This is a genomic window from Segatella copri (genome assembly GCF_019249655.2).
Lineage (GTDB): Bacteria > Bacteroidota > Bacteroidia > Bacteroidales > Bacteroidaceae > Prevotella.
On the sequence record NZ_CP137557.1, the window covers coordinates 3,219,951 to 3,242,458 of the forward strand.

The 22,508-nt window shown below is 47.2% G+C and carries 18 protein-coding genes; 2 read left to right on the forward strand and 16 right to left on the reverse strand.

Annotated features, from left to right (window positions below):
• Window position 1 precedes the first annotated feature (1 nt).
• The 16 genes from KUA49_RS13280 to KUA49_RS13355 all read right to left on the reverse strand — a co-directional run bounded on the left by KUA49_RS13280 (window position 2) and on the right by KUA49_RS13355 (window position 16,930).
• Window positions 2–1,501, reverse strand: coding sequence for a complex I subunit 4 family protein (locus KUA49_RS13280; RefSeq protein ID WP_218411564.1), 1,500 nt, complete (start codon window positions 1,499–1,501; stop codon window positions 2–4).
• Between the two features lie 33 nt (window positions 1,502–1,534).
• Window positions 1,535–3,490 (reverse strand): NADH-quinone oxidoreductase subunit L, encoded by a 1,956-nt coding sequence (nuoL, locus tag KUA49_RS13285; protein WP_203039501.1) that lies wholly within the window; start codon window positions 3,488–3,490, stop codon window positions 1,535–1,537.
• Between the two features lie 6 nt (window positions 3,491–3,496).
• On the reverse strand, window positions 3,497–3,805 hold the full coding sequence (gene nuoK, locus KUA49_RS13290) for an NADH-quinone oxidoreductase subunit NuoK (protein WP_006846356.1): 309 nt from the start codon (window positions 3,803–3,805) through the stop codon (window positions 3,497–3,499).
• Window positions 3,802–4,329 carry an NADH-quinone oxidoreductase subunit J gene (locus tag KUA49_RS13295; protein WP_218411563.1) on the reverse strand — a complete coding sequence of 176 codons (528 nt, stop codon included), beginning with the start codon at window positions 4,327–4,329 and terminating at the stop codon, window positions 3,802–3,804. The genes nuoK and KUA49_RS13295 overlap by 4 nt, the downstream gene beginning before the upstream one ends.
• Before the next feature lie 15 nt (window positions 4,330–4,344).
• The gene (locus KUA49_RS13300; protein WP_203039505.1) at window positions 4,345–4,875 is read right to left on the reverse strand and encodes a NuoI/complex I 23 kDa subunit family protein; all 531 of its coding nucleotides are present in this window, start codon (window positions 4,873–4,875) and stop codon (window positions 4,345–4,347) included.
• Window positions 4,876–4,909: 34 nt separating this feature from the next.
• A complete protein-coding gene (gene nuoH, locus KUA49_RS13305) occupies window positions 4,910–5,995 on the reverse strand; it encodes an NADH-quinone oxidoreductase subunit NuoH (protein ID WP_203039508.1) in 1,086 nt (361 codons plus the stop codon).
• Window positions 5,996–5,997: 2 nt separating this feature from the next.
• Window positions 5,998–7,569 carry an NADH-quinone oxidoreductase subunit C gene (locus KUA49_RS13310; RefSeq protein ID WP_218411562.1) on the reverse strand — a complete coding sequence of 524 codons (1,572 nt, stop codon included), beginning with the start codon at window positions 7,567–7,569 and terminating at the stop codon, window positions 5,998–6,000.
• A 19-nt stretch (window positions 7,570–7,588) separates the two neighbouring features.
• Window positions 7,589–8,314 (reverse strand): NADH-quinone oxidoreductase subunit B, encoded by a 726-nt coding sequence (locus KUA49_RS13315; protein WP_203039512.1) that lies wholly within the window; start codon window positions 8,312–8,314, stop codon window positions 7,589–7,591.
• The gene (locus tag KUA49_RS13320) at window positions 8,305–8,655 is read right to left on the reverse strand and encodes an NADH-quinone oxidoreductase subunit A (protein ID WP_006846362.1); all 351 of its coding nucleotides are present in this window, start codon (window positions 8,653–8,655) and stop codon (window positions 8,305–8,307) included. The genes KUA49_RS13315 and KUA49_RS13320 overlap by 10 nt, the downstream gene beginning before the upstream one ends.
• Before the next feature lie 198 nt (window positions 8,656–8,853).
• On the reverse strand, window positions 8,854–9,471 hold the full coding sequence (locus tag KUA49_RS13325; RefSeq protein ID WP_218411561.1) for a deoxynucleoside kinase: 618 nt from the start codon (window positions 9,469–9,471) through the stop codon (window positions 8,854–8,856).
• 63 nt (window positions 9,472–9,534) lie between these two features.
• On the reverse strand, window positions 9,535–10,161 hold the full coding sequence (locus KUA49_RS13330) for a deoxynucleoside kinase (RefSeq protein WP_203039516.1): 627 nt from the start codon (window positions 10,159–10,161) through the stop codon (window positions 9,535–9,537).
• A 351-nt stretch (window positions 10,162–10,512) separates the two neighbouring features.
• Window positions 10,513–11,694: an AGE family epimerase/isomerase gene (locus KUA49_RS13335; protein ID WP_218411560.1), complete on the reverse strand. Its 1,182-nt coding sequence runs from the start codon at window positions 11,692–11,694 to the stop codon at window positions 10,513–10,515.
• Window positions 11,695–11,764: 70 nt separating this feature from the next.
• Window positions 11,765–13,108 carry an MFS transporter gene (locus tag KUA49_RS13340; protein ID WP_203049071.1) on the reverse strand — a complete coding sequence of 448 codons (1,344 nt, stop codon included), beginning with the start codon at window positions 13,106–13,108 and terminating at the stop codon, window positions 11,765–11,767.
• A gap of 111 nt (window positions 13,109–13,219) precedes the next feature.
• Window positions 13,220–14,392: a glycosidase gene (locus tag KUA49_RS13345; RefSeq protein WP_218411559.1), complete on the reverse strand. Its 1,173-nt coding sequence runs from the start codon at window positions 14,390–14,392 to the stop codon at window positions 13,220–13,222.
• Window positions 14,393–14,475: 83 nt separating this feature from the next.
• Complete coding sequence (locus KUA49_RS13350; RefSeq protein WP_256624742.1) at window positions 14,476–15,636, reverse strand: glycoside hydrolase family 26 protein; 1,161 nt, start codon at window positions 15,634–15,636, stop codon at window positions 14,476–14,478.
• A 4-nt stretch (window positions 15,637–15,640) separates the two neighbouring features.
• Window positions 15,641–16,930, reverse strand: a complete 1,290-nt coding sequence (locus tag KUA49_RS13355; RefSeq protein ID WP_412178612.1) for an acetylxylan esterase — start codon at window positions 16,928–16,930, stop codon at window positions 15,641–15,643.
• A gap of 504 nt (window positions 16,931–17,434) precedes the next feature.
• On the opposite strand from KUA49_RS13355, the gene KUA49_RS13360 reads away from it, so the two are divergent.
• Window positions 17,435–20,716 (forward strand): SusC/RagA family TonB-linked outer membrane protein, encoded by a 3,282-nt coding sequence (locus tag KUA49_RS13360; RefSeq protein WP_218411557.1) that lies wholly within the window; start codon window positions 17,435–17,437, stop codon window positions 20,714–20,716.
• A gap of 18 nt (window positions 20,717–20,734) precedes the next feature.
• A complete protein-coding gene (locus KUA49_RS13365) occupies window positions 20,735–22,495 on the forward strand; it encodes a RagB/SusD family nutrient uptake outer membrane protein (RefSeq protein ID WP_218411556.1) in 1,761 nt (586 codons plus the stop codon).
• The last annotated feature ends 13 nt before the right edge of the window (window positions 22,496–22,508 follow it).

Below are 22,508 nucleotides of genomic sequence, written 5' to 3' on the forward strand. Positions count from 1 at the left end.
ATTACATGATTACACTAAAGATAGGACCTACGGCGTCCATGATAATCTCCTCTGCCCAGAGTGGGAACATACCGAGACCTGCAACGCAGGCAATCAGACCTGCTACAGCGATACGCTCGTCCCAGGTAGCATCGTGAAGCTTCTCCAACTTTGGATTAGGAACCTTCTGATAAAGGATCTTACCAACACAACGCAAGATGTAAACCGCTGTTACTACGATTGAGGTACATGCGATGATGGTACATACACGATGGAATGTATCTGCATTCTGGAATGAACCTACGAAGATGGTCATCTCGGCTACGAAACCTGAGAAACCTGGCAAACCGAGGTTAGCCAAACCAGCTACTGCATAACCTACTGAGAGGAATGGGATAATCTTCATCAAACCACCCAGGTAACGTACGTCACGTGTACCAGCCTGATGGTAAATCATACCGATAACGGCGAAGAAGAGGGCGGTCATCAAACCGTGAGACAACATCTGGAGGATTGCACCAGTAGCGGCTGTCTCGGTCATCATACAGAGAGCGAAGAGCACCATACCACAGTGAGATACTGATGAGTAAGCGTTGATGTACTTCAAGTCGGTCTGTACACAAGCTGACAAAGCACCATATACGATAGAGATGGTAGTCAGCACGAGGAACACCTTGATCCAGAATCCGTGAGTAGCAGCTGGCAAGAGGAACATGGCGATGCGGAAGCAACCGTAACCACCAAGCTTCATCAATACACCGGCGTGCAACATAGATACGGCTGTTGGCGCACTTGCGTGACCATCAGGAGACCATGTGTGGAATGGGAACAGGGCACCAAGAATACCGAAACCGATGAAGAGCAATGGGAAGAACACGTTCTGCACGCTCTCTGGAATCGCATGAGCACCATTGGTATGGTGAGCGATATCGAGGATTTCGAAGGTCTGAGCACCACTGTAGAAGTAGATTCCCAGGATACCGATAACCAAAAGGGCTGAACCACCCATCAACATCAAAGTCAACTTCATGGCTGAATACTCCTTTGCACCACTACCCCATACACCGATGAGGAGGTACATTGGAATCAGCGCTACCTCGTAGAACATGAACATGGTGAACATGTCGATAGAGATGAAGAAGCCATATACACCGATGCTCAAGAGGGTGAACCAGAGGAAGTATTCCTTCTTCATTGGCTCCATCTGCCAAGAGGCAAATGTTCCGGTGAACACGATGATGGATGTCAAGAGAATCATCACCACTGAAATACCATCCACACCGAGTGAATAGTTAATGTGCAATGGCTCAAACCAAGGCACACAGTAGGTGAAGAGCATCGGAGCTTGGTCGGCTGGCATTGTCTCACGAGCTTCGAGAAATGCAAACACCAAATAGATGGAGAGTGCGAGCAGTACGCTGGCACCGGCTACCATCACACCACGAACCTGCTTGTCGTTGCGTGCCAACCAGAGGCCGAGCAACATCAGGAGTGGTACTATGACGAATATACTTAAATTCATTTCTTTTCTATTTACTTAATTGTGAGACTTTCATTAAAGAAGTGCGAGCAGGCACAATGTCAATGCCACGGTACCGGTGAGGAACCAGATAGCATAGCTGCGAACATCACCACTCTGCCATGGGCGGATGGTCTCGCCTGCCTCCTGTGTACCCCAAGCCATGAAGTTGAAGGTACCATCGATAACGTGACGGTCGAACCATGCGATTGGCTTTGAGAAGCAACCGAAGACAATCTTGTGGGTGAAGAACTGCCAAGCATCGTCGATATAGAAACGATTCAAGGCTGCCTTGTGCAACTTAGGCATCTTCTTAGCCAAAGCATCTGCCAATGGAGTCTTCTTAGGAGCATACATGTAAGTAGCCAGACCGATACCGATGATTGCAACAATCACAGATGTAGTTGCCACGCTCATGTCGATATGGATATCGTAGCTCTGACCTGTAGCAGATACGAAGTGACCGAATGGAATCAAACCGCAGAGGCAAGAGATGATGGCGAGGAATACCAATGGACCCCACATCACGAAAGGAACCTCCTGTGGCTTGCGACGGTTCTCTGGATCCAGCTCATAGTAGCTCTGTCCCCAGAAGATTACGTAGTAGAGACGGAACATGTAGAATGCGGTCATACCGGCTACCACTGTCATGAACCAGCCCATGAATGGAGAGAACTGGAAGCATGCTGAGATAATCTCATCCTTTGACCAGAAACCTGCGAATGGAGGAATACCTGCAATCGCCAAGCAACCGATGAGGAAGCAGATGTTGGTAATAGGCATGTACTTGTGCAAACCGCCCATGTAATCCTTGAAGTTGCTGCCGATGATGACGATGATGGCACCAGAGCAGAGGAAGAGCAATGCCTTGAACATAGCGTGGGTAAACAAGTGGAAGATACCAGCCATGTAACCCAAACCACCGTGGTGGTTATCTACTGCGAAGCAAACGCCGAGAGCTACGAGCATGTAGGCAATCTGAGAAATAGTAGAGAAAGCCAGACCACGCTTGATATCACGCTGGCAGCAAGCTACTGCTGCTGCATAGAATGCAGTGAAGGCTGCGATGTAAGCTACATAATGCAAAGCCTCAGGAGCATACTGTACCCAGATTGGGAAGAGGCTGGCTACCTGATAAACACCGGCTACAACCATGGTAGCAGCGTGGATCAACGCAGAAACAGGTGTTGGACCCTCCATCGCATCTGGCAACCAAATATGCAATGGGAACATCGCACTCTTACCGGCACCACCGATGAACATGAGGAACAACGCTGTTGGCATTACCCAAGCTGCACCTGCCAAAGCAGAGTTCAACTCTGGCTGAGCATTCAAGTCGTAGTTGAAGGTTCCTACGTAGAAGCTGTAGAACAGGATACCGATCAAGAAGAAGAGGTCAGCGAAACGGGTAACGATGAACGCCTTCTTGCTGGCATGAACTGCAGCATGCTTTGGATAGTAGAAACCGATGAGCAGGTATGAGCACACACCCACCAACTCCCAGAAAAGATACATCTGGAAGATGTTGGTAGCTACTACCAAGCCCAACATTGACATGGTGAAGAGGCTCAGGTAAGCGTAGAAACGCTGCATACCCTTCTCATATTCCTCAACCTTGTAGTTCTCATCACGCTCTGCCATATAGCCGAAACTGTAGATGTGAACCATGAAGCTGACGGTGGTAATCACGATGAGCATCAATACGGAGATTGGGCTCAGGCGGAAACCGATGTTGAAGGTGAGCAACTCAGTAAACTTCAACCATGTGAAATTAAATACGGTAACAGTTGGGTACATACCTGTTGAGGCATCGCGACCCACTGCAAAGAAGTACTCGTATGCTGTATAGACAGACATCGCGAATACACAGCCCATCAATACGGTACCGATGAGTGCTGCTACCGGTCTTTTCATCTTCATACCCACAAGTCCCAGAACCAGGAAGCTCAGGAATGGCAGAAGAAGTATCAAAAATGCATAATTGTATTCCATTGTCTTTTAGAATTTCATGTTTTCAATACTGTTCACCTGGTCACTGTGATAGTTGCGGTAAACGTTGATAATAATAGCGAGCGCTACGGCTGTCTCGGCTGCTGCTACTCCGATAGAGAACAATGTGAAGAAGAAACCTTCCAACTGTCCTGGGAAGAGGATGCGGTTGAACACAGCGAAGTTCAGGTCGGCTGCATTCAATACAAGCTCGATGGAGATGAGCATGGCAACGAGGTTACGGCGTGTACAGAAGCCATAGACTCCGATGAAGAACAAGAGTGCTGAGAGCACGAAGAAATATTGTACTGGAATCATTTCTTATCCTCCTTTCTTGCGATTAAGATACCACCGATGATACATGCCAACAGGAATACAGAGATAAACTCGAATGGCAATACATAGCCATACTTGTCAGCACCTACCAGTGCAGAACCTACCTGGTCCATTGGCACCTCGGTGTCGGCTACAGATGCAGCCATATCAATAAAGTGATTCTTCAACACGATGACTGCCAGGGTTACGAAACCTACGAGGCAGACGAGTGCGCGACCCAATACCTTGCTACCCTTCATGTGCTCCAGAAGTCCCTGGAGGGTACGCTTAGATACCAACTGGATGGCGAAGACGTAGAGGATGGTAATACCGCCCGCATATACGGAAATCTGAGCTGCACCCAGATAGGTATAGTCGAGCAGGAAGAACATACCTGCAATACCGAAGAGCACGAACAACAGGAAGGTTGCCGCACGCATGATACGCTTGGTAGCTACGCACATGATGGCTGAGCCAAGGATGACTACTGCCAAGATGACGAACATGAATAAATTTGCTGTTATCATTGTCTAAAGTCCTCCTTACTTAGTCTTGGTGTTAAACTTACCGATTTCCAATGGGGCACCACCCTCGATGAGGTTTGGAAGGCTGCCGCCCTTATAAACCTCCTTGTCAAGGTGCATCACCAACTTGTTGCGGTCGAAGACTGCATTCTCGAAATCGTTGACAAACTTGATTGCACCGAAGTTACATGCGTTGACACAGAGCTCGCAGAACATGCAGTCGCCCAAGTCGTACTGGTAATCCACCAACTTGCGCTTCTTCTTGCCTGTCTCTGGGTCCTCCACCATCTCGGTTACGATCTTGATGGTGTCGTTAGGGCATGACTTCTCACACAATGTACAACCCACACACTTGTAAGCCTCGTTCTCATCACGAACGAACACCAGGCGTCCACGGAAACGTGGAGAGATGTGGAGTGTAGTCTTGCGGTTCTCAGGATACTGCTCTGTGCTCTTTGGTGTGAAGTACTCCTTCATGGTTACCTTCATACCAGTAGCGAGGGTCTTCAAACCCGCTGCAATACCGCCGAAATATGAATTGTTAGACATACTTTCTTATTATTATAATTTTGTGTATTAAAGATTATCCGTGGAATCCGAATGCTACGCATACTGTCATCAAGATCAGGATGACCAGTGACAATGGCATCAGATACTTCCACTCCAACTTCAGAATCTGGTCGATACGCAGACGTGGGAATGTCCAACGTACCCACATCAGGAGCCATACCACGGCAAAGGTCTTACCGAAGAACCAGATGAAACCTGGGATGAGGTTCATCAGATTGTCGAAGCCCTCGATACCGATGTTCAATGGTGCCCAACCACCGAGGAATACGGTAGAAGCAATACCAGAAATCACGAAGAGGTTGAGGTACTCAGCCAGGTAGTAGAAACCGAAGCCCATACCTGAATACTCAGTGTGGTAACCTGCGGTCAACTCACTCTCAGCCTCAGCCAAGTCGAAAGGGCCACGGTTAGCCTCAGCATTACCTGCTACGAGGAATACGAGGAAAGCCAGAATAGCTGGCACATGACCCTTGATAATCAACCAGTTCCAAGCACCAGTCTGAGCCTCTACAATACCGCTTACCTGCATGGTTCCGGTGAGGATTACTGCAGAAATCAGACAGAGACCGAGAGACATCTCGTAAGAAATCATCTGTACGGCACCACGCATGGCAGAAACCACAGAGTACTTGTTGTTAGATGCCCAACCAGCGAGGAACACACCCAAAACGCCGATAGAACTTACGGCTGTGATGAGGAATACACCTACGTTGAAATCAAGAATATGAGCTCCCTTGTTCCATGGAAGGAATGAGAAAGTACCTACAGAGGCAATGATCACGAGGAATGGTGCCATGTAGTAGAGCAGCTTGTCGGCTCTATCCACGGCGAAAATCTCCTTGATCAACATCTTGAGCACGTCGGCGAATACCTGGAAGATACCCCAAGGACCTACACGCATAGGGCCAAGACGGCACTGGAAGTAGGCACACACCTTACGCTCCATGAAGATAAGTACGATAGCAATGAGGGCGTATGCTGTCAAAATACAGATACCCACGAGCACGCACTCAATCAGAATCGACAGGAAGTCGCCCAGACCCAAGGTCTGGCGAAGCAGATTGTCGATGAATGTTGTTACTATACTAAAATCAAACATAATTATCTATCAATATCAGGGATTACGAAATCGATTGCTGCACCTGTAGTGATGAGGTCGGCGATCTTCTGTCCACGAAGCATTGGATCCAAGGCTCCTGTGAGTGAGAGACCCATCGGACGCATCTTCATACGGTATGGACTCTTGTCACCCTTTGAGTCGAGATATACACCAAACTCGCCGCTGGCACCCTCTACAGAGAAGTACCACTGTCCCTCTGGAACCTTGATGATTGGCTTCTGCTTGATGTAGTACTCACCCTCTGGAATGTTGTCAATCAACTGCTCGATGATGTCCAAGCTCTGATACAACTCCTGGATGTGTACATAGTAACGATCCATTGAATCACAACCGGTAAGGGTAATTTCCTTCCACTCTACCTTGTCGTACATATCGTATGGATGACGCTTGCGGGTATCGTTCTTCCATCCTGATGCTCTGCCGGCAGGACCGGTTACGGCATAGTTGATACAATCCTCAAGGTTCATTGGTCCTACGCCTTCGAGACGGTTGTGAGTAATCACGTTGTCGCCGAATACGTCGAGGTACTCCTGAATCATCGGACGGAGATACTTGCAGAGGGTCTTCACGTTCTGAACGAAGTTAGGGTCGATATCTGCCTGAAGGCCACCGATACGGTAGTAGTTCTGGATCAGACGGCCACCAGTGGTCTCCTCCATGACGTTCAATACGTGCTCACGGTCGCGCATGCAGTAGAGGAATGCGGTCAAGGCACCCAAGTCCTGTGCGGTACAGCCAAGATAGAGCAAGTGAGAGTCGATACGCTGCAACTCGTCCATGATGGTACGGATGTAGCGGATGCGGTCTGAGAGTTCAATACCCATCGCCTCTTCGATAACGCCTACCAAAGCGTGGCGGTGCATCATCGCAGAAAGATAGTTCAGACGGTCAGTCAATGCCAATGTCTGTGGATAGGTCATGCTCTCCCACATCTTCTCGATACCACGGTGAATATAACCGAGGTGTGGATAGATGCGCTTCACGGTCTCACCATCGATAACGGTCTGCAAACGGAGCACACCATGGGTAGATGGGTGGTTAGGACCGATGTTGACAACATAGTCATCCTCGTCGAAGCGACGCTTCTCTGTAGCAACCAAGTGGCCATCCTCGCTCAGGGAGTACTCCATGGTGAAGTCATCCTCTGGCTCATCAGTGCAAGGGAACTTGTTTGCCTCAGGACTCATATTGAAATCCTTGCGCAATGGATAGCCCTGGAAATCTGTGCGGAGGAAAAGACGGCGCATATCTGGGTGACCCAAGAACTTGATGCCGACGAAATCGAAGACTTCACGCTCCAGGAGGTCAGCCACCTTCCAAAGGTTAACAACTGTAGGAATCACATCACTGCCATCCACCTTCTTGGCGATGGTCTTTACCGAGCAGCGCTCGTTGGTCTGAGTATTCTCGAGAATATAGATACATCCGAGACCTTCCTCACCGAAGTCTTCACCGATGATGGTAACAAGGTAGTCGAAATGCTTCTCGTTCTTCAACTTCGCCATTTCAGAGGCGAAATTATCAAAACTCAATTCAATATTATTCAGTTTCATGTTCTTATACCTTATTATATTAATCAGTTAGACCTTTCTGAGGGTCGAAATCCTCAGGTACTTCTGTTACGATGATAGGCTCCTTGTTGCCGAGCTTCTCGCTGTCAGAGAGGTTCTCGTTGCTCAAGCCGCGGAGACCGCCCTTGCTCATAGAGAGATCCTTCTCATCCTGAGTCATCTTGTGGTTAGCACCACCGAAGAATTTCTCAACCTTTACCTTACGCTGCAACTGCATCATACCGTAAAGAATTGCCTCAGGGCGTGGAGGACAGCCAGGGATGTAAACATCCACAGGAACCAACTCGCTGATACCACGAACCACATTGTAGCTCTTCTTGAACGGACCGCCAGAGATGGCGCATCCACCCACAGCCACAACATACTTAGGCTCAGCCATTTCATCATACAAACGCTTGAACACTGGTGCCATCTTATTGGTAATAGTACCAGCACACATGATCAAGTCTGCCTGACGTGGAGAGTTACGGGTAACCTCGAAACCGAAACGGGAGAAGTCGTAGCGTGCACAACCTACAGCCATGAACTCGATACCACAGCAAGAAGTACCGAAGGTCAGTGACCAGAGTGAATTACTACGTCCCCAGTTGATGGCAGCATCGAGCGAACCGACTACCACGTTAGCACCACCCTCATTGAGCTCCTGCGCAATCTTTTCGAGGGTATCATTGTCCTTAAACTCGTCGTAAGGAATACTCTTGATAGAGGCTCTTTTGTTTACTTCCATTCCAATGCTCCTTTCCGCCAAGCGTATGCAAGGCCAAATACCAATACCAACAGGAAGAACCCGATGCTCACGAGAGCCATTGGTCCAAACTGCTTAACTACGACTGCCCATGGGTAAAGCAATACTGTCTCGATGTCAAACATCAGGAAAAGGATGGCGAAGAGATAGTAGCCGATGTGTGATGGCAACCAGGAGCTGCCACGTGTCGGAATACCGCACTCAAAAGGTTCACCCTTTACCGGATTGTATGAACGAGGACCGATCAACTTCGCAATGACATAAGCAGCCACTACCAAGGTTACAGCCGTCAGCAAAACGGTGATAAATAGTGTAAAGTTCATAAAAATTGTTATAACGTTATTTTATTTAATGCTTCTAAGCGGTTGCAAAGGTAGCAAATATTTCTGAAAGAATATAATTTTTAATGTTAAATGTTAAATAATGGGCAAAAAAAGCCCATTATTTACTCAACTACTTGTCAGATTACTTGCTTTACTACTTGCCTTACTACTTGCTTTACTACTTGCTTCCTCCTTGCTCTACTCCTTGAAAAAGCCAAATAATTCTGCATCTATCAGGTCGGTAATCTTGCGGAAGTCTTCGGGATTATCGGCAAATTCCAGGTTGTCGCCATCTACGATAATGAGGCGTCCCTTATAGCTCTTAATCCACTCTTCGTAACGGTTGTTCAGGCCTTGCAGGTAGTCGATGCGGATACTTTTCTCAAAATCTCTTCCGCGCTTCTCGATGTGCTTCACGAGGGTTGGGATGCTGCTTTTGATATAGATCATCAGGTCGGGGAGTTTCACCAGACTGATCATCAGGTCGAAGAGGTCGGTGTAGTTGGCGAAATCCCGGTCGCTCATCATACCGATGTCGTGAAGGTTGGGAGCGAAGATGCGAGCATCCTCGAAGATGGTACGGTCTTGCACGATGGTCTGTTCGGAGCGTGAGATTTCCACCACGTCGTGGAATCGCTTGTTCAAGAAATAAATCTGAAGATTAAACGACCATCGTTCCATATCCTTGTAGTAATCGGCAAGGTATGGGTTATTATCCACGGGTTCGAAGTTTGCCTTCCAACCATATCGCTTGGCAAGCATCTTGGTCAATGTTGTCTTGCCACTACCTATATTTCCAGCTATTGCTATATGCATTTTCTTACTTTGAATTTTGAACTTTGAACTTTATGATTAGTAAATATGATTCTCTTAAGAAGATTATTCTTCCTTGGAAAAGAGGCCGAAGAGCTTGGCGTCAATCTTATCTACGATATCGCCAAACTGCTTGGGATTGTGCTCGAAGTCGAGGTCATCCACTTCTACCACCAGCACCCTACCCTTATACTTATTCATAATGAAATCATCATAAAGGCGGTTGATGCCTTCCAGGTAGTCGATAGGCATGCGCTGCTCATAGTCTCTGCCTCGCTTCTGGATGTTCTTCACCAGATGGGGAACGGAGGAGCGGAGATAAATCATGAGTTCGGGCATCTTCACCACCTCCATCATCGACTCGAAGAGTTCCATGTAGGTTTCATAATCACGCTCATCCATGTGTCCCATCGCCCTGTTGTTGGCGGCAAAGACATACACTCCCTCGAAGATAGTGCGGTCCTGAATAACGGTTTCCTTACTGTGCTGAATCTCGAGCAGATTTTTGAATCGCTGCTTGAGGTAGAACACCTCCATGTTGAGTGCCCATCGGGAGATATCCTTGTAATAGTCGTCGATATATGGGTTTTCGGCAACGGGTTCCAGATACTGTTTCCAACCATAATGTTTGGAAAGCATTTTGGTGAGCGTTGTCTTGCCACTACCGATATTTCCTGCTACTGCTATATACATTATTTATATTGAATAATTTACATTTTAAATTCTATCTTGAGGCGTTCCTCAGACTAACTTATTTCCAATGGCTGCAAAAATACAATATTTATTCGGAATAACCAAAGAAAATGGCGAAGAAGATTCAAAAAAAAACAAGAGAAGCTTTTATATTTACCCTTAAGGCAAAAAATATTTTTCCTTAAGGGTAATTATATTTAGCCTTAAGGGTAAATATATTCCCGATTCAGTTATTGATGTGATGAACATAAAGAATCTGGCATGGCTGCAGAAATGACAGGTATTTTTAAGTAAAAGCCCCCAGCCTACTTTTTCAAGCAGGCTGGGGGCTTATGGATGATAGTAAGGTTATCAATAATCTCTTTCTATGAGTTCAAGACACATACGACTGTTGTGATAAGGACATTTCCAGAAACCAGCCTTATCATCTTCCTTATTCACCGAACCATCCTCCAGGATAGCCCAATGCCACTCGCCGTTCTTGGCATCCAACAGATGCTTCGCCACATAATTCCAACAGGTGATGGCTATCAGCAGATTTTCCTCGGTGCGGAAATGCTGATAGAGATCGATGTGACCGATGATGTTCTCACACTGTACCCACCACTGGCGCTGGAGATCAAACTTATCCCCATCCTTCCAATGCTCATACACCATACTTCCATCCGGGCGCAATCCCTCGTCGGCAGCATCGGCTATTCTGCGGATGATGCGCTCTATCTTGCGCAGCAGTTCCTTATCGCCCAAGACCAGTGCCGTTTCATGAAGCAGCCAGGAAGCCTCAATGTCATGACCATAACTTTCGATATTTCTTTTTCCCTGCCACTCATCATTGAAGAACAGGTCAAGATGATAGGTCTCCTTGTTCAGAAGCTTATCGGTGAAGATATTGAGCAGGTTGCGGATACTTTTTTCCAATTCATCAGTCTTCCATACACGATAGAGATTGGTATAGGGTTCGATGATATGGAGATGAGTGTTCATCGTGCGGGATCCGTTCTCATCCTTATCAGAAAGACGCATATCGGCGATAGGCTCCCACTCACGGGTCAACGCCTCAATATATCCATTGTTCTTGGCATCAAAGGCATGCTTCTCAATGTCGTGATATAGGGAAATCGCAATATCGAGCGCCTCCTTATCGCCCGTGGCACGGGCATACTCAGAGAAGCCATAGATGGCGAAACCGATGGCATAGGTCTGTTTCTTGGTATCAAGCGGATTTCCCTTGTAATCCACACTCCAATAGATGCCGCCATATTCCTTGTCGAGGAAATGGTCGCGCACATAGTTCTTGGCGCGGGTAGCAGCCTCCAGATACTCTGGTTTCTGGAGTACACGGTAGGCTGCCGAGAATGCCCACAGGATGCGGGCATTCATTACGGCACCTTTTTCAGCTTCCGGATGAACCTGGTCGTTGCCATCTACTCGTCCGTAGAAGCCACCATTCTCATCATCAGTTACTTTTTCTATCCAATAGTTGAGGATGTTGTTTTCCAACACATCCTTCATGGTTTCCTTCATATTTTCCATATTCGTTCTATAGTGATTATCAGTTAAATATCAATATTTACTTCCCGAGATACTTATTCCCGGGCACTGTCTACTTTCTGATAGGGAACTTCCAGGAGAGCACCATCAGCAGGAAGGCGATGACTGCCGGGAAGATAGAGAACAAGGACCATACCATGGTGAGCACAGAATCTGTGACACTGGCTGGGTCTATCATCGTATTTCCCATCTTATCCGTAATCATGTTGGCACCTGCCCAACCCAGGAAGAGGGCGATGAGCGAACCGGAGATGGCAGTACCAAACTTCTGGCTCATGGTTCCTGAAGAGAAGATGAGTCCGGTGGCTGATGTTCCGAAATGCTCTGTGTGATAGTCGGCTACATCCGCATACATAGACCACATCAATGGTGAATAGATACCGATACCCATGGAAGTAAGGACAACGATAACTATCATCACCCAGATATAAGATGGATCCATCGGGATGAAGAAGAAGATGACCGAGAGGACCAGACAGAGTGCTGCTGCCCAGAAGAACGCCATTCGCTTGCTGCCCACCAATCGGGTGAACCATGGCGATACGCCGCCAAAAATCATACAGGTTACCTCACCAAACGCCATGAAGACGGTATAGTTGATAATCAATCCCTCGATAGTTACATTGCCATGCAGACAGTAATCGAACATATAGCCGGCTACAGCATAACGGAAACCATTGAAGAAATTGGTACACACGGCGATGGCTGTCATATAAAGCCAAGCCTTGTTGTGAACGAGGTCGGAGAACTGATGGAAAGAGAACTTCTCGGCACGCTTCGGCTTGAGGCGTTCCTTGGTAAGGAGACCGCAAACCAAGGTCATCACGGCTGCCGCAATACCAAGGATAGCACCGATAACAGCATACTGATGAGCAGCTGTACCGCCTACCATTTCTTGAAGATACGGAAAAGAGAGCAAGGTGATGAAACCCATCGCATAAGCTCCCACCATGCGGAAGGAAGAGAACTGATTCTTCTCGTCATCGTCCTCGGTCATCACACCGAGCAGCGAACCGTAAGGCACATTCACCATGGTATAAACCGCCATCATCAGCAGATAGAGGGCGTAGGCATAGATGCGCTTGCCCACAGGTCCAAAATCCGGGGTATAGAGCAGGAGCGCGAAAATCAATCCGAAAGGAATGGCACCATAGATGAGCCAAGGGCGATAGGTGCCGAAGCGACTCTGGGTACGGTCGGCAAGGGTACCCATCAGCGGGTCGGTAACCACATCAAACATACGAGCCACCAGCATCAATACGGCAGCATCGGCAAACGAGAGTCCGAAGACATTGGTAAAGAAGAGCGGAAAGGCGATAGACATCACCTTCCATACGATGCCGCCGGCAGCGGCATCACCCAGCGCATAAGCAATTTTTTCTTTTATACTAGCCATTGTTTTACTTTGAACTATAAACTATAAACTTTAAAAAAGGGATTCATCCCTCGTACATATATAATACGTACGAGAGTCATGAATCCCTACAATCTTTATACCTATAAAAAATTATTTGCCTAATGTCTGTCTGTTCTTTGCTACCAAAGCCTTGATCTTCTCCACAGAGAACTGAGTGCGATAGTCATCCTTTGGTGTGTTCATGCAGTAGTCTACCAGACGGTCGATGGTTGAGGTAGCTACGTGCATGCGTGTATCAGAAGAAGCATAGTAGATAAATACCTTGCCATCCTCATCTGCAATCCAACCGTTGGCAAACACTACGTTCATCACATCACCAATATACTCAGGGCCCTCTGGTACGAGGAGGTATCCACCTGGCTCTGCGATGACTTCTGTAGGATCCTCAAGAGAGGTCATATACATATAGAGCACATAGCGGAGACCACTGGCACAGCCACGAACGCCATGAGCCAGGTGCAACCAACCCTTATCTGTTTTGATTGGGTGAGGTCCCTCACCATTCTTCACCTCCTGGATGGTGTGGTAATGACGGGCATTGATGATCTTCTCTTCCGTGATTTCGGCGTGAGTGATGTCATCAACGAGTGCCCAACCGATACCGCCGCCTGAACCTGTATCGATGAAACCATCCTGTGGACGGGTATAGAAAGCATACTTGCCATCAACAAACTCTGGGTGGAGAACCACATTACGCTGCTGACTCTTGGTCTTCAAATCAGGAAGACGCTCCCAGTTAACCAAGTCCTTGGTACGGGCGATGGCTGCAGTAGCAGTAGCTGCACTCAGGTCGCCTGGCTGGTCATCATCATGACGCTCAGCACAGAACACGCCATAGATATAACCATCCTCATGGGCGGTGAGTCGCATATCATAGATATTGGTAGCAGGAATTACATCCTCTGGCATGGTGATAGGCTCATCCCAAAAACGGAAGTTGTCGATACCGTTAGGGCTTTCAGCCACAGCGAAGAAGCTCTTACGGTCGGCTCCCTCCACACGTACCACAAGTAGATACTTGCCGTTCCACTTGATGGCACCCGAGTTCAGTGTAGCATTCATCATGATGCGCTGCATCAGATATGGGTTGCTCTTCTCATCGAAGTCGTAACGCCACTCCAATGGAGTATGTTCTGCGGTGAGGATTGGGTTCTTATATTTCTCGTAGATGCCGTTTCCCCACTCTACTGGTTCATTCTTGCGGCTCAGCAATTCCTCATGATGAGCGCGAAGTGCTTTCACTTTGTCTTGAAATGTTGTCATAATATTTTTTACTTTGAACTTTAAACTTTGAACTTTATGATTAGTAAAGACTATTGAATTATTCACTCTTCACTCTTCGTTCTTCACTTAACTTTCTTGATGTCTTTGACGAAGAGGACTTTCTTTTCCTTCTTGAATGCCTTGAAGTCCTCAACGATGGCTCCATCGCCTACACCTGGGAGATAGGCTTCCTCCTGCGGCTTGTCCCATGCATTTCGCCAGAAGAGAACGTAGCTCAACTGATACTTCTGAAGTACCGGCCAGAGAGCCTGTGTGAACCAGTTCTGCTTCTGCGAAATACCACGGCATCCTGTCTCGGTGAGTGCAGGAATCCTGTTGATTTTCTTGTTAGCCTGCATCATTACATCCAGGGTATTCTTCAGATTGGTCTGATAGTTGGCATCATCGTTGTCAAACTCATAAACATCCACGCCTACCATATCCACGAAGTCATTGCCCGGATAACGCTCCAGGAAAGCCTCAACGGTTTTCTCGCTTCCGAGGTTAGGCGACCAAGCCCAAACGATATTTGTACATCCATTTTTAGTAAGTGTGCGATAGGTTTTTGCGTAAAGCTGGTTATATTGTGTAGGTGTACAACTGTTGGCTCCCCACCAGAACCATCCGCCATTCATTTCATGCCATGGACGGAAGATGACGGGAACGAGATTTCCTTTTTTATCTTTCAACGAGAGGATGAAATCTGATACTTTCTTGAGCCAGGCATCGAACTTCTTCTGCTGTGCTCCCCCATCGAGTACGGCAGCCACAGCATCTCCCTTCGGATCCCAGGCATTCTCGCCTGTTGCCGGATTCCAAGGATGCCAGCTCAGGGTAACGATACCTCCTCGCTTGTTCTGGGCGATAATCTCCTGGCGCATTCTATCAAAAGGAACCCCATCGAGGTTCTCCTTACTGTCCAGCTCTATCTTGCCGAGGTCAAAGCCCATCACGGCAGGGTAATCGCCTGTGGTGAGAAGCACATCACTCTTTCCCTGATTCCATTTCCAAGTAGTACCATACACCGGATCATCCTGATGCCCCAACATAATACCCTTGTTTAATAATTTCTGCAGACGAATTATCTGTTGCTCAGCTGGTGTTTTGCAGCAAACCTTTTTGTCTTTACTGCAAGATGTACCTGCAGCCTGAACAGAAGCACCAGTGGTACCATCCACCTGTGCCATAGCTCCCTGCATCGCCAGCAGACAAACAGCACTGATCAATATTCTTTTTCCGAACATAAATTTATTTAGTTAATTGTTGAACAATCCAAGCCTGCCATTCATCCCACTGCTCCTGATACCAGAAATGACCGGTCATCTGGTAAAGACTCAGTGTCTTTGGCGCCTTCACACTATTATATAATCCATAAGAAGAAGTAGGTGGAACTACCTCATCATTATATCCGAAGCTATACCAGCCTGGGCAGGTGATGCGACGGGCGAAGTTGGCGCCATCATAATAGCGGGCACCTTCCAATCGCATTTTCTCTAACTCCGTAAGTTTCTGCTCTTTCCATGCAGCTCCCAGAACCTGATTTTCCTTATAGAAATAGTGAGGCCAACCGCCTGCAACTCCGTGAATTTCAGCCTCGTAATCGCACATAGCATCATGTACGGGAGCCAGGAAGGTGATGCGCTTGTCGAGTGCTGCCACAGCAAGGGAGAGGAATCCACCCTGGGATGAACCCGTTACGCCGATGGTCTTGCCATTCCACTGAGGGAGAGAGGCGATGAAATCAACTGCACGAACGGCCCCAGTTACTACTCTCTTATAAGAGTTACGGTTAGGATTTTCGAGATTGGTATCCCAATAACCGTTCAGTTCACCGTTGGCAAGATCATCATACACCTTCTGCTCCATGGTAACAGGCACTCCGTGGATACCTATTTCGAGGACAATGCACTCGGAAGGTGCAGTGTAAGTGTCGCCCGAATAAGGACGAACACCTGCACCAGGAACTCGAAGCAAGGCTGGATACTTGCCTTCTTTCACCGGTACGCTCAAGATACCATACATCTTAGAGCCCCAGCGATTGTTGTTATAACTGATTTCAAAAACTCTCTTGTCCTTGGTGCATCGCTCTGGCAGGAGAACCATCGTTGGATTGAGGTCGTTCTGGCGAGCCTCATCAAGCGCCTTTTTCCAGAAGGCATCGAAATCCTTCGGTTCCTGTGCGAAAGGAAGAATCTTCTCAGGTGAAAAACCTGCAGTGCAGAGTCCTTCGTAGTTTCTTCCATCCACATGAGCGATAACCTTGAAGCGATAGAAACCCGGCTGCTTCAGCGCCCCATTCCATTTCATCGTTCCTTCCTTGAGGATGGTACTTTTCTTCACATCTGGAAACATCACCGGACCAGCCTCGTAATCAATATTTACATTATCTAATAGTGTTCCACTCTTGCGGACATTCACCGTGAAGGTTGCCTTCTCGCCTACCCGATAATTCCAATCCTGGTGGTCAGGTATCACCGTTACTACGATGTTATTTCCTTTGATTTGTGCACTCAGGTCTAACGACCCGAGCAAACTCATCACAACAACTATCATTATAAACCTAAAAACATGCTGCTTCATTGTTCAATCGTTATTAATTTATTGCTAATTGTTTATTTTCTGTTTTACGGCTGCAAAGATACTGCAAATTTTCGAACTTCTCATGTATTTTTTTGCTCAATAAACATACTTTTCTGCAAAGATGAAAAAAAGTGCTTATTTTTAAAATCCAATGATACTAATATCATATAAGGATACTAAATAATATAAGGTACGCGAACATTATATATAATATATCACCCCAACGGAATCTATTGATTCCAAACTTCTTTCCCGAGAAAAGAATCAATGAAAAGCATCCCAAGTCTACAAACATCAAAAAATCATTTTTTTGCAAGAAATTTGCTATAAAGTAAAAAAGTATCAGCAATTAGCAAAATAAGTATATTGTTTTTCATAAAAAAGCTGTAATTTTGCAGCGGAAATAGGAAAAAAGGCTTAACCCTCTCCTAAAACCATTCAAACTAACAAAACAAGGAATTTATGAACAATAAAAGTAGAGAAAAGTTGCTTGCTGGTGTAGCAGCCCTGAGTCTTCTCGGCATCTCTCCTCAGCAAACTTTTGCAGCCAGAATCACAACGAGTCAAGCTGTACAACAAACTAAAAAAATCACTGGTAACGTTTCTGACCCAATGGGACCTATCATTGGCGCTACAGTGAAAGTGAAAGGTACTAAAAATGCCGCAGTAACCGACATGGATGGTAACTACAGCCTCAACGTAGCTGCCGGTCAGACCGTAGAGGTTTCCTACGTAGGATACATCACCAAATCATTCAAGGTGGGCGGTCAGAACAAGTACGACATTACTTTGACCGAAGACAACAACAGTCTTCAGGAAGTAGTGGTTGTAGGTTATGGTACCATGAAGAAGAGCGACCTCGCCAGTGCTTCCGCTTCTATGGACGAAAAGACATTGAAGCAGACTCCTATTACCAACGTTGACCAGGCTTTCCAGGGAAAGATTTCCGGTGTAAACGCTGTCCAGACATCCGGTCAGCCAGGTTCTGCCGTAGCCGTTAGCGTGCGTGGTATCGCTACTATCAATGCCAATTCTGAGCCATTATACGTTGTAGATGGTGTCATCTTCAACTCTCAGAGCAACAGCGGTTCATCACTCGGTTTGGGTGATAAGCTCGGTAACGGTTCTCACTCAGCCGTATCTCCTCTCTCTTTGATCAACCCTAGCGATATCGTGAGCATGGAGGTATTGAAGGATGCTTCTGCTACTGCTATCTATGGTGCTCAGGGTGCCAATGGTGTCGTTTTGATTACTACCAAGAAGGGTAAGGCAGGCGAAGCTAAGTTTACCTATACCGGTAGCGTTGCTGCAAGCCGCCAGAACAAGCGTTTGGACATCATGAACTTGCGCGAGTTTGCCGAATATTACAACGACTTGGCAAGCCAGGGTGAAATCGCCAAACCCAATACAACCTACAGCGATCCATCTATACTCGGCATCGGTACCAACTGGCAGGATGCTATTTTCCAGACAGCTTGGCAACAGTCTCATCAGATCGCAGCTGAAGGTGGTACAGACAAGGTAAACTACTATATTTCAGGCAACTGGACAGACCAGGATGGTACTATCATCGGATCTGAATTCCAGCGCTATTCTATGCGTGTGAACCTCTCAGCACAGTTGAAGAAATGGTTCAAACTCGGCTTGAACGCAACTTATTCAAAGACAGCAGAGAGTTTGAAGCTGGCAGACGGTTCAGAAGGTTTGATTAACTACTCATTGACTACACCTCCAGATATCCAGATTTACAATATCGACGGTGGCTATTCCAGCGTATCTAAGGAAGGATTCTCCAATCCTAACCCTATCGCCATGGCGATGGAAGATGATATTCTGCTCGACCGTCAAAGTCTAAATGGTAGTGTCTTTGCAGATATCACGCTGATGAAGGGCTTAACCTGGCATAGCCAGTTGGGTTTCGATATCGGTGCATCCAAGGGTGAGACCTACAACCCGAAGATTATCCTCGGAACCTGGGAGCGCAAGAACAACGAGAGCCGCCTGCAGAAGAACAGCAATAGCTTCTGGTCGTTGAACAACTATCTGCAATATTCCACAACTATCGGCAAACATAGTTTCACTGCTATGCTCGGACAGGAGTGCTGGGAATCAAAATATGACAATGTATCAGCATTCAACACCAAACTTCCTAACGATGTAGTTCACAACCCAGCATTGGGTCAGGGCAACCCAAAGATAAATGCCGGTTGGGGAAGTGCTTCCATGGCTTCCTTCTTCACCCGTGAGACTTACAACTACGATGACCGTTATCTCGCCACCTATACCTATCGTTATGATGGCAGTTCCAACTTCGGTCCAAACAACCGTTGGGCAGGTTTCCACTCATTAGCTTTGGGTTGGCGTTTCACCAACGAAAAATTCATGAAGGACATCAAGTGGTTGAGCAATGGTAAGTTGCGTCTCGGTTGGGGTCAGACAGGTAACTCCAATATCGGCGGTTACAAGTGGGGTTCTGCCATAAGTACCATGGATACAGCCCTCGGTACCAGCTTCCGTCCAGCCAACCTGAAGAACCTGGATATCAAGTGGGAGACTCAGGAGCAGTGGAACGTAGGTCTTGATCTCGGATTCCTCGACAACCGCGTGAACCTGACCGTTGACTGGTATAAGAAGATGAGTAATGACATGCTGATGCAGCTCAACCTGCCTTCTATCATGGGTACCAGCGGTAATGTATCATCGGCACTCGCTGCTCCATTCGGAAACTATGGTAACATCGAGAACACCGGTTTGGAAATTGCCCTCAACACCCACCCTATCGTTACCAAAGACTTCGACTGGAGCTCAGACATTACCGTTTCCATCAACAAGAACAAGCTGAAGAGTCTTTCGGGCAGTACCGCCCTTCTCGGTAAGGGACAGTGGAACGATGTAATAGCCCGTTCTGTACCAGGCGAATCACTCTACGGTTTCTATGGTTACGTAGTAGAGGGAGTATATAAGGATCTCGAAGATATCCTCAGTTCTCCTGTTCAGACTCTCCAGCCGAACAACTACAACGAGACCATTGATGCCGACGGCACCAAGCATTTCTCTTGGAAGGATGCCAGCGAGCTGGATCGCACCAACACCACCTACGTAGGCGACTTGAAATACAAGGATATCAACGGTGATGGCAAGATTGATGTGAATGATAAGACCAACATCGGTTCTCCACTCCCTAAGTGGACCTTCGGATGGAACAACACCTTCCGCTACAAGAACTTTGACCTGAATATCTTCATCAACGGTTCTGTAGGCGGCAAGGTAGCCAACTATCTGAACATGAAGATGACCCACATGAACTCTCCATGGAGCAACCAGTTGAAGGATGTCAACAAGCGAGTTCACCTCGTAGCCAAGGATGGCAACTACACAGGCAACTGGTATGACAATATCCAGAACCTGACCGTGGATAATCCAAATTCGATGTACCCACGTGCAACCATCAACGACCCTAATGATAACGATGCGTTCAGCGACCGTTATATCGAGGATGGTTCATACGTCCGTCTGAAGAGCATGGCTCTGGGATACACATTCGACCAGAAGCTCATCCAGAAGATTGGTCTCACCAACCTCCGACTGACTCTCACAGCATCTAACCTCTTCACCATCACCGGTTATAGCGGTTACGACCCAGAGGTAGGTCTCTCTACTCAGAGCGCAAATGTATATGGTCTGGACTTCGGCCGCTACCCTTCTCCAACCACCGTTACATTCGGTCTGAATTTATCATTCTAATATCCAAAACGAACTGTTATGAAATTTAAGAATATCAAATATACAGCATTTGTAATGCTCCTCGGTATGGGAATGACCTCTTGCGGTGACTTCCTTGACAAACCGGTAGAGGACAATTACAACACAGAGAACTATTACAACGGTGATGCTTCCTGCATCTCTGGCGTAAACTATCTCTACAATTCACCTTGGTATGATTTCCAGCGTGGTTTCATTAAGATAGGTGAAATTATGTCGGGTAATATGTATTGGGGATCAAGCCCATACATGAATTTCAGTACCAATGGCACCGATGAAGACTTGATAAACATGTCTTACTCTCTCTGGGCAGAGATTGGCCACTGCAGCACTGTTTACGAGTCATTGCAGAACGCCCTCAACACCTCTGAGAAGGTGAAGAACCAGTGTATGGGCGAATGTCTTGCCTGGAAGGCAATGGCATACTTCTACCTGGTACGTACCTTCGGTGATGTGCCTATCATCCACAGCAACTCTGAGACACTCGGCAAAGGTGACTACAACCAGCTTAGCAAGGTAGAGAAGGCAGATGTATATGAGTATATCATCATGACCCTGGAAAAGGCGATGGAACTGCTTCCAAAGGAAAAGAGCACCACAGGTCATATCGACTACTATTGCGCAGAAGGTCTGCTCGCCAAGGTTTATCTGACCAAGGCTGGTGTTTCAGGCTCCTTGAATCAGGACGACCTGAAGAAGACAGCTGAATATGCCAAAGATGTTATCGAGAACTCTGGCAGAGGATTGATGGAGCACTACGAGGATATCTTCCGTGGCTCTAACCAGTTCTGCGACGAGATTATGATTGCATGGCGCTGGACTGTAGGTTCTCAGTGGACTTCTCAGAATACCCTCCAGAGCGACCTGGCTCCAGAAGGTTTCGACGAGAATGGTGACTGCTGGGGCGGTTGGGGCGGTCCATCCGTTGACTTGATGGAAGCCTTCGGTGTATCTCCTAAGGATGATCCTAGCAGTCGTGTAGATCCTGACCACCGCCGCAAGGCAACTATCATGATGCCAGGCGATGTATATTCATACTTCTGGAGAGACCACGATCTTCCTGCCAATGCACAGAAGGATGGTTTGAAGAAGGGATTCTCTTATCTGGATTTCTGGTATAACAAGGATTACAATTCAGCAGCTACCGGTCAGTGCCAGGGTCCTTGCGGAGGTAACAACGTAAAGCATCTCTTCGGTGACAACGCAGACCACAAGGCTGAGTTGGGCATCACTCCAACCCGTATGTCTAATGCTCTCCCTACTCCACTCCTCCGCCTTTCAGACATTTATCTGATCTATGCAGAGGCACAGGTACTGATGGGTAACCCAACTGACGAGCTTGCATTGCATTGCTTCAATGAGGTACGAGGACGTGCATACGAGTGGCAGGGATTCGTAAGAAAAACCTCGTTGACATTCGATGACATCTGGAAGGAGCGCCGCCTGGAGTTTGCCGGTGAAGGCGACCGCTGGTACGACTATGTACGCCGTGCATACTACGATGTAGATAGCTGCATCAAGGAATTGAAGGCACAGCACCGCAATGCTATGTGGAATTGCGATACAGCCTACAAGGCATATTACAGCAACGGAACATGGGACAGCTCAGAAATTCAGTATGATGAGAATACACCTGCTCCTAACGTAACAGCCAGCAGCTTTACATTGCCATTCCCTACAGAGGATGTAGCCTTGAACCCTAACCTGGGTAACAACGCTTCTCCAATCCATGTGGATGTACGTAATACATATAGTTATTAATCAATTAAGAGAA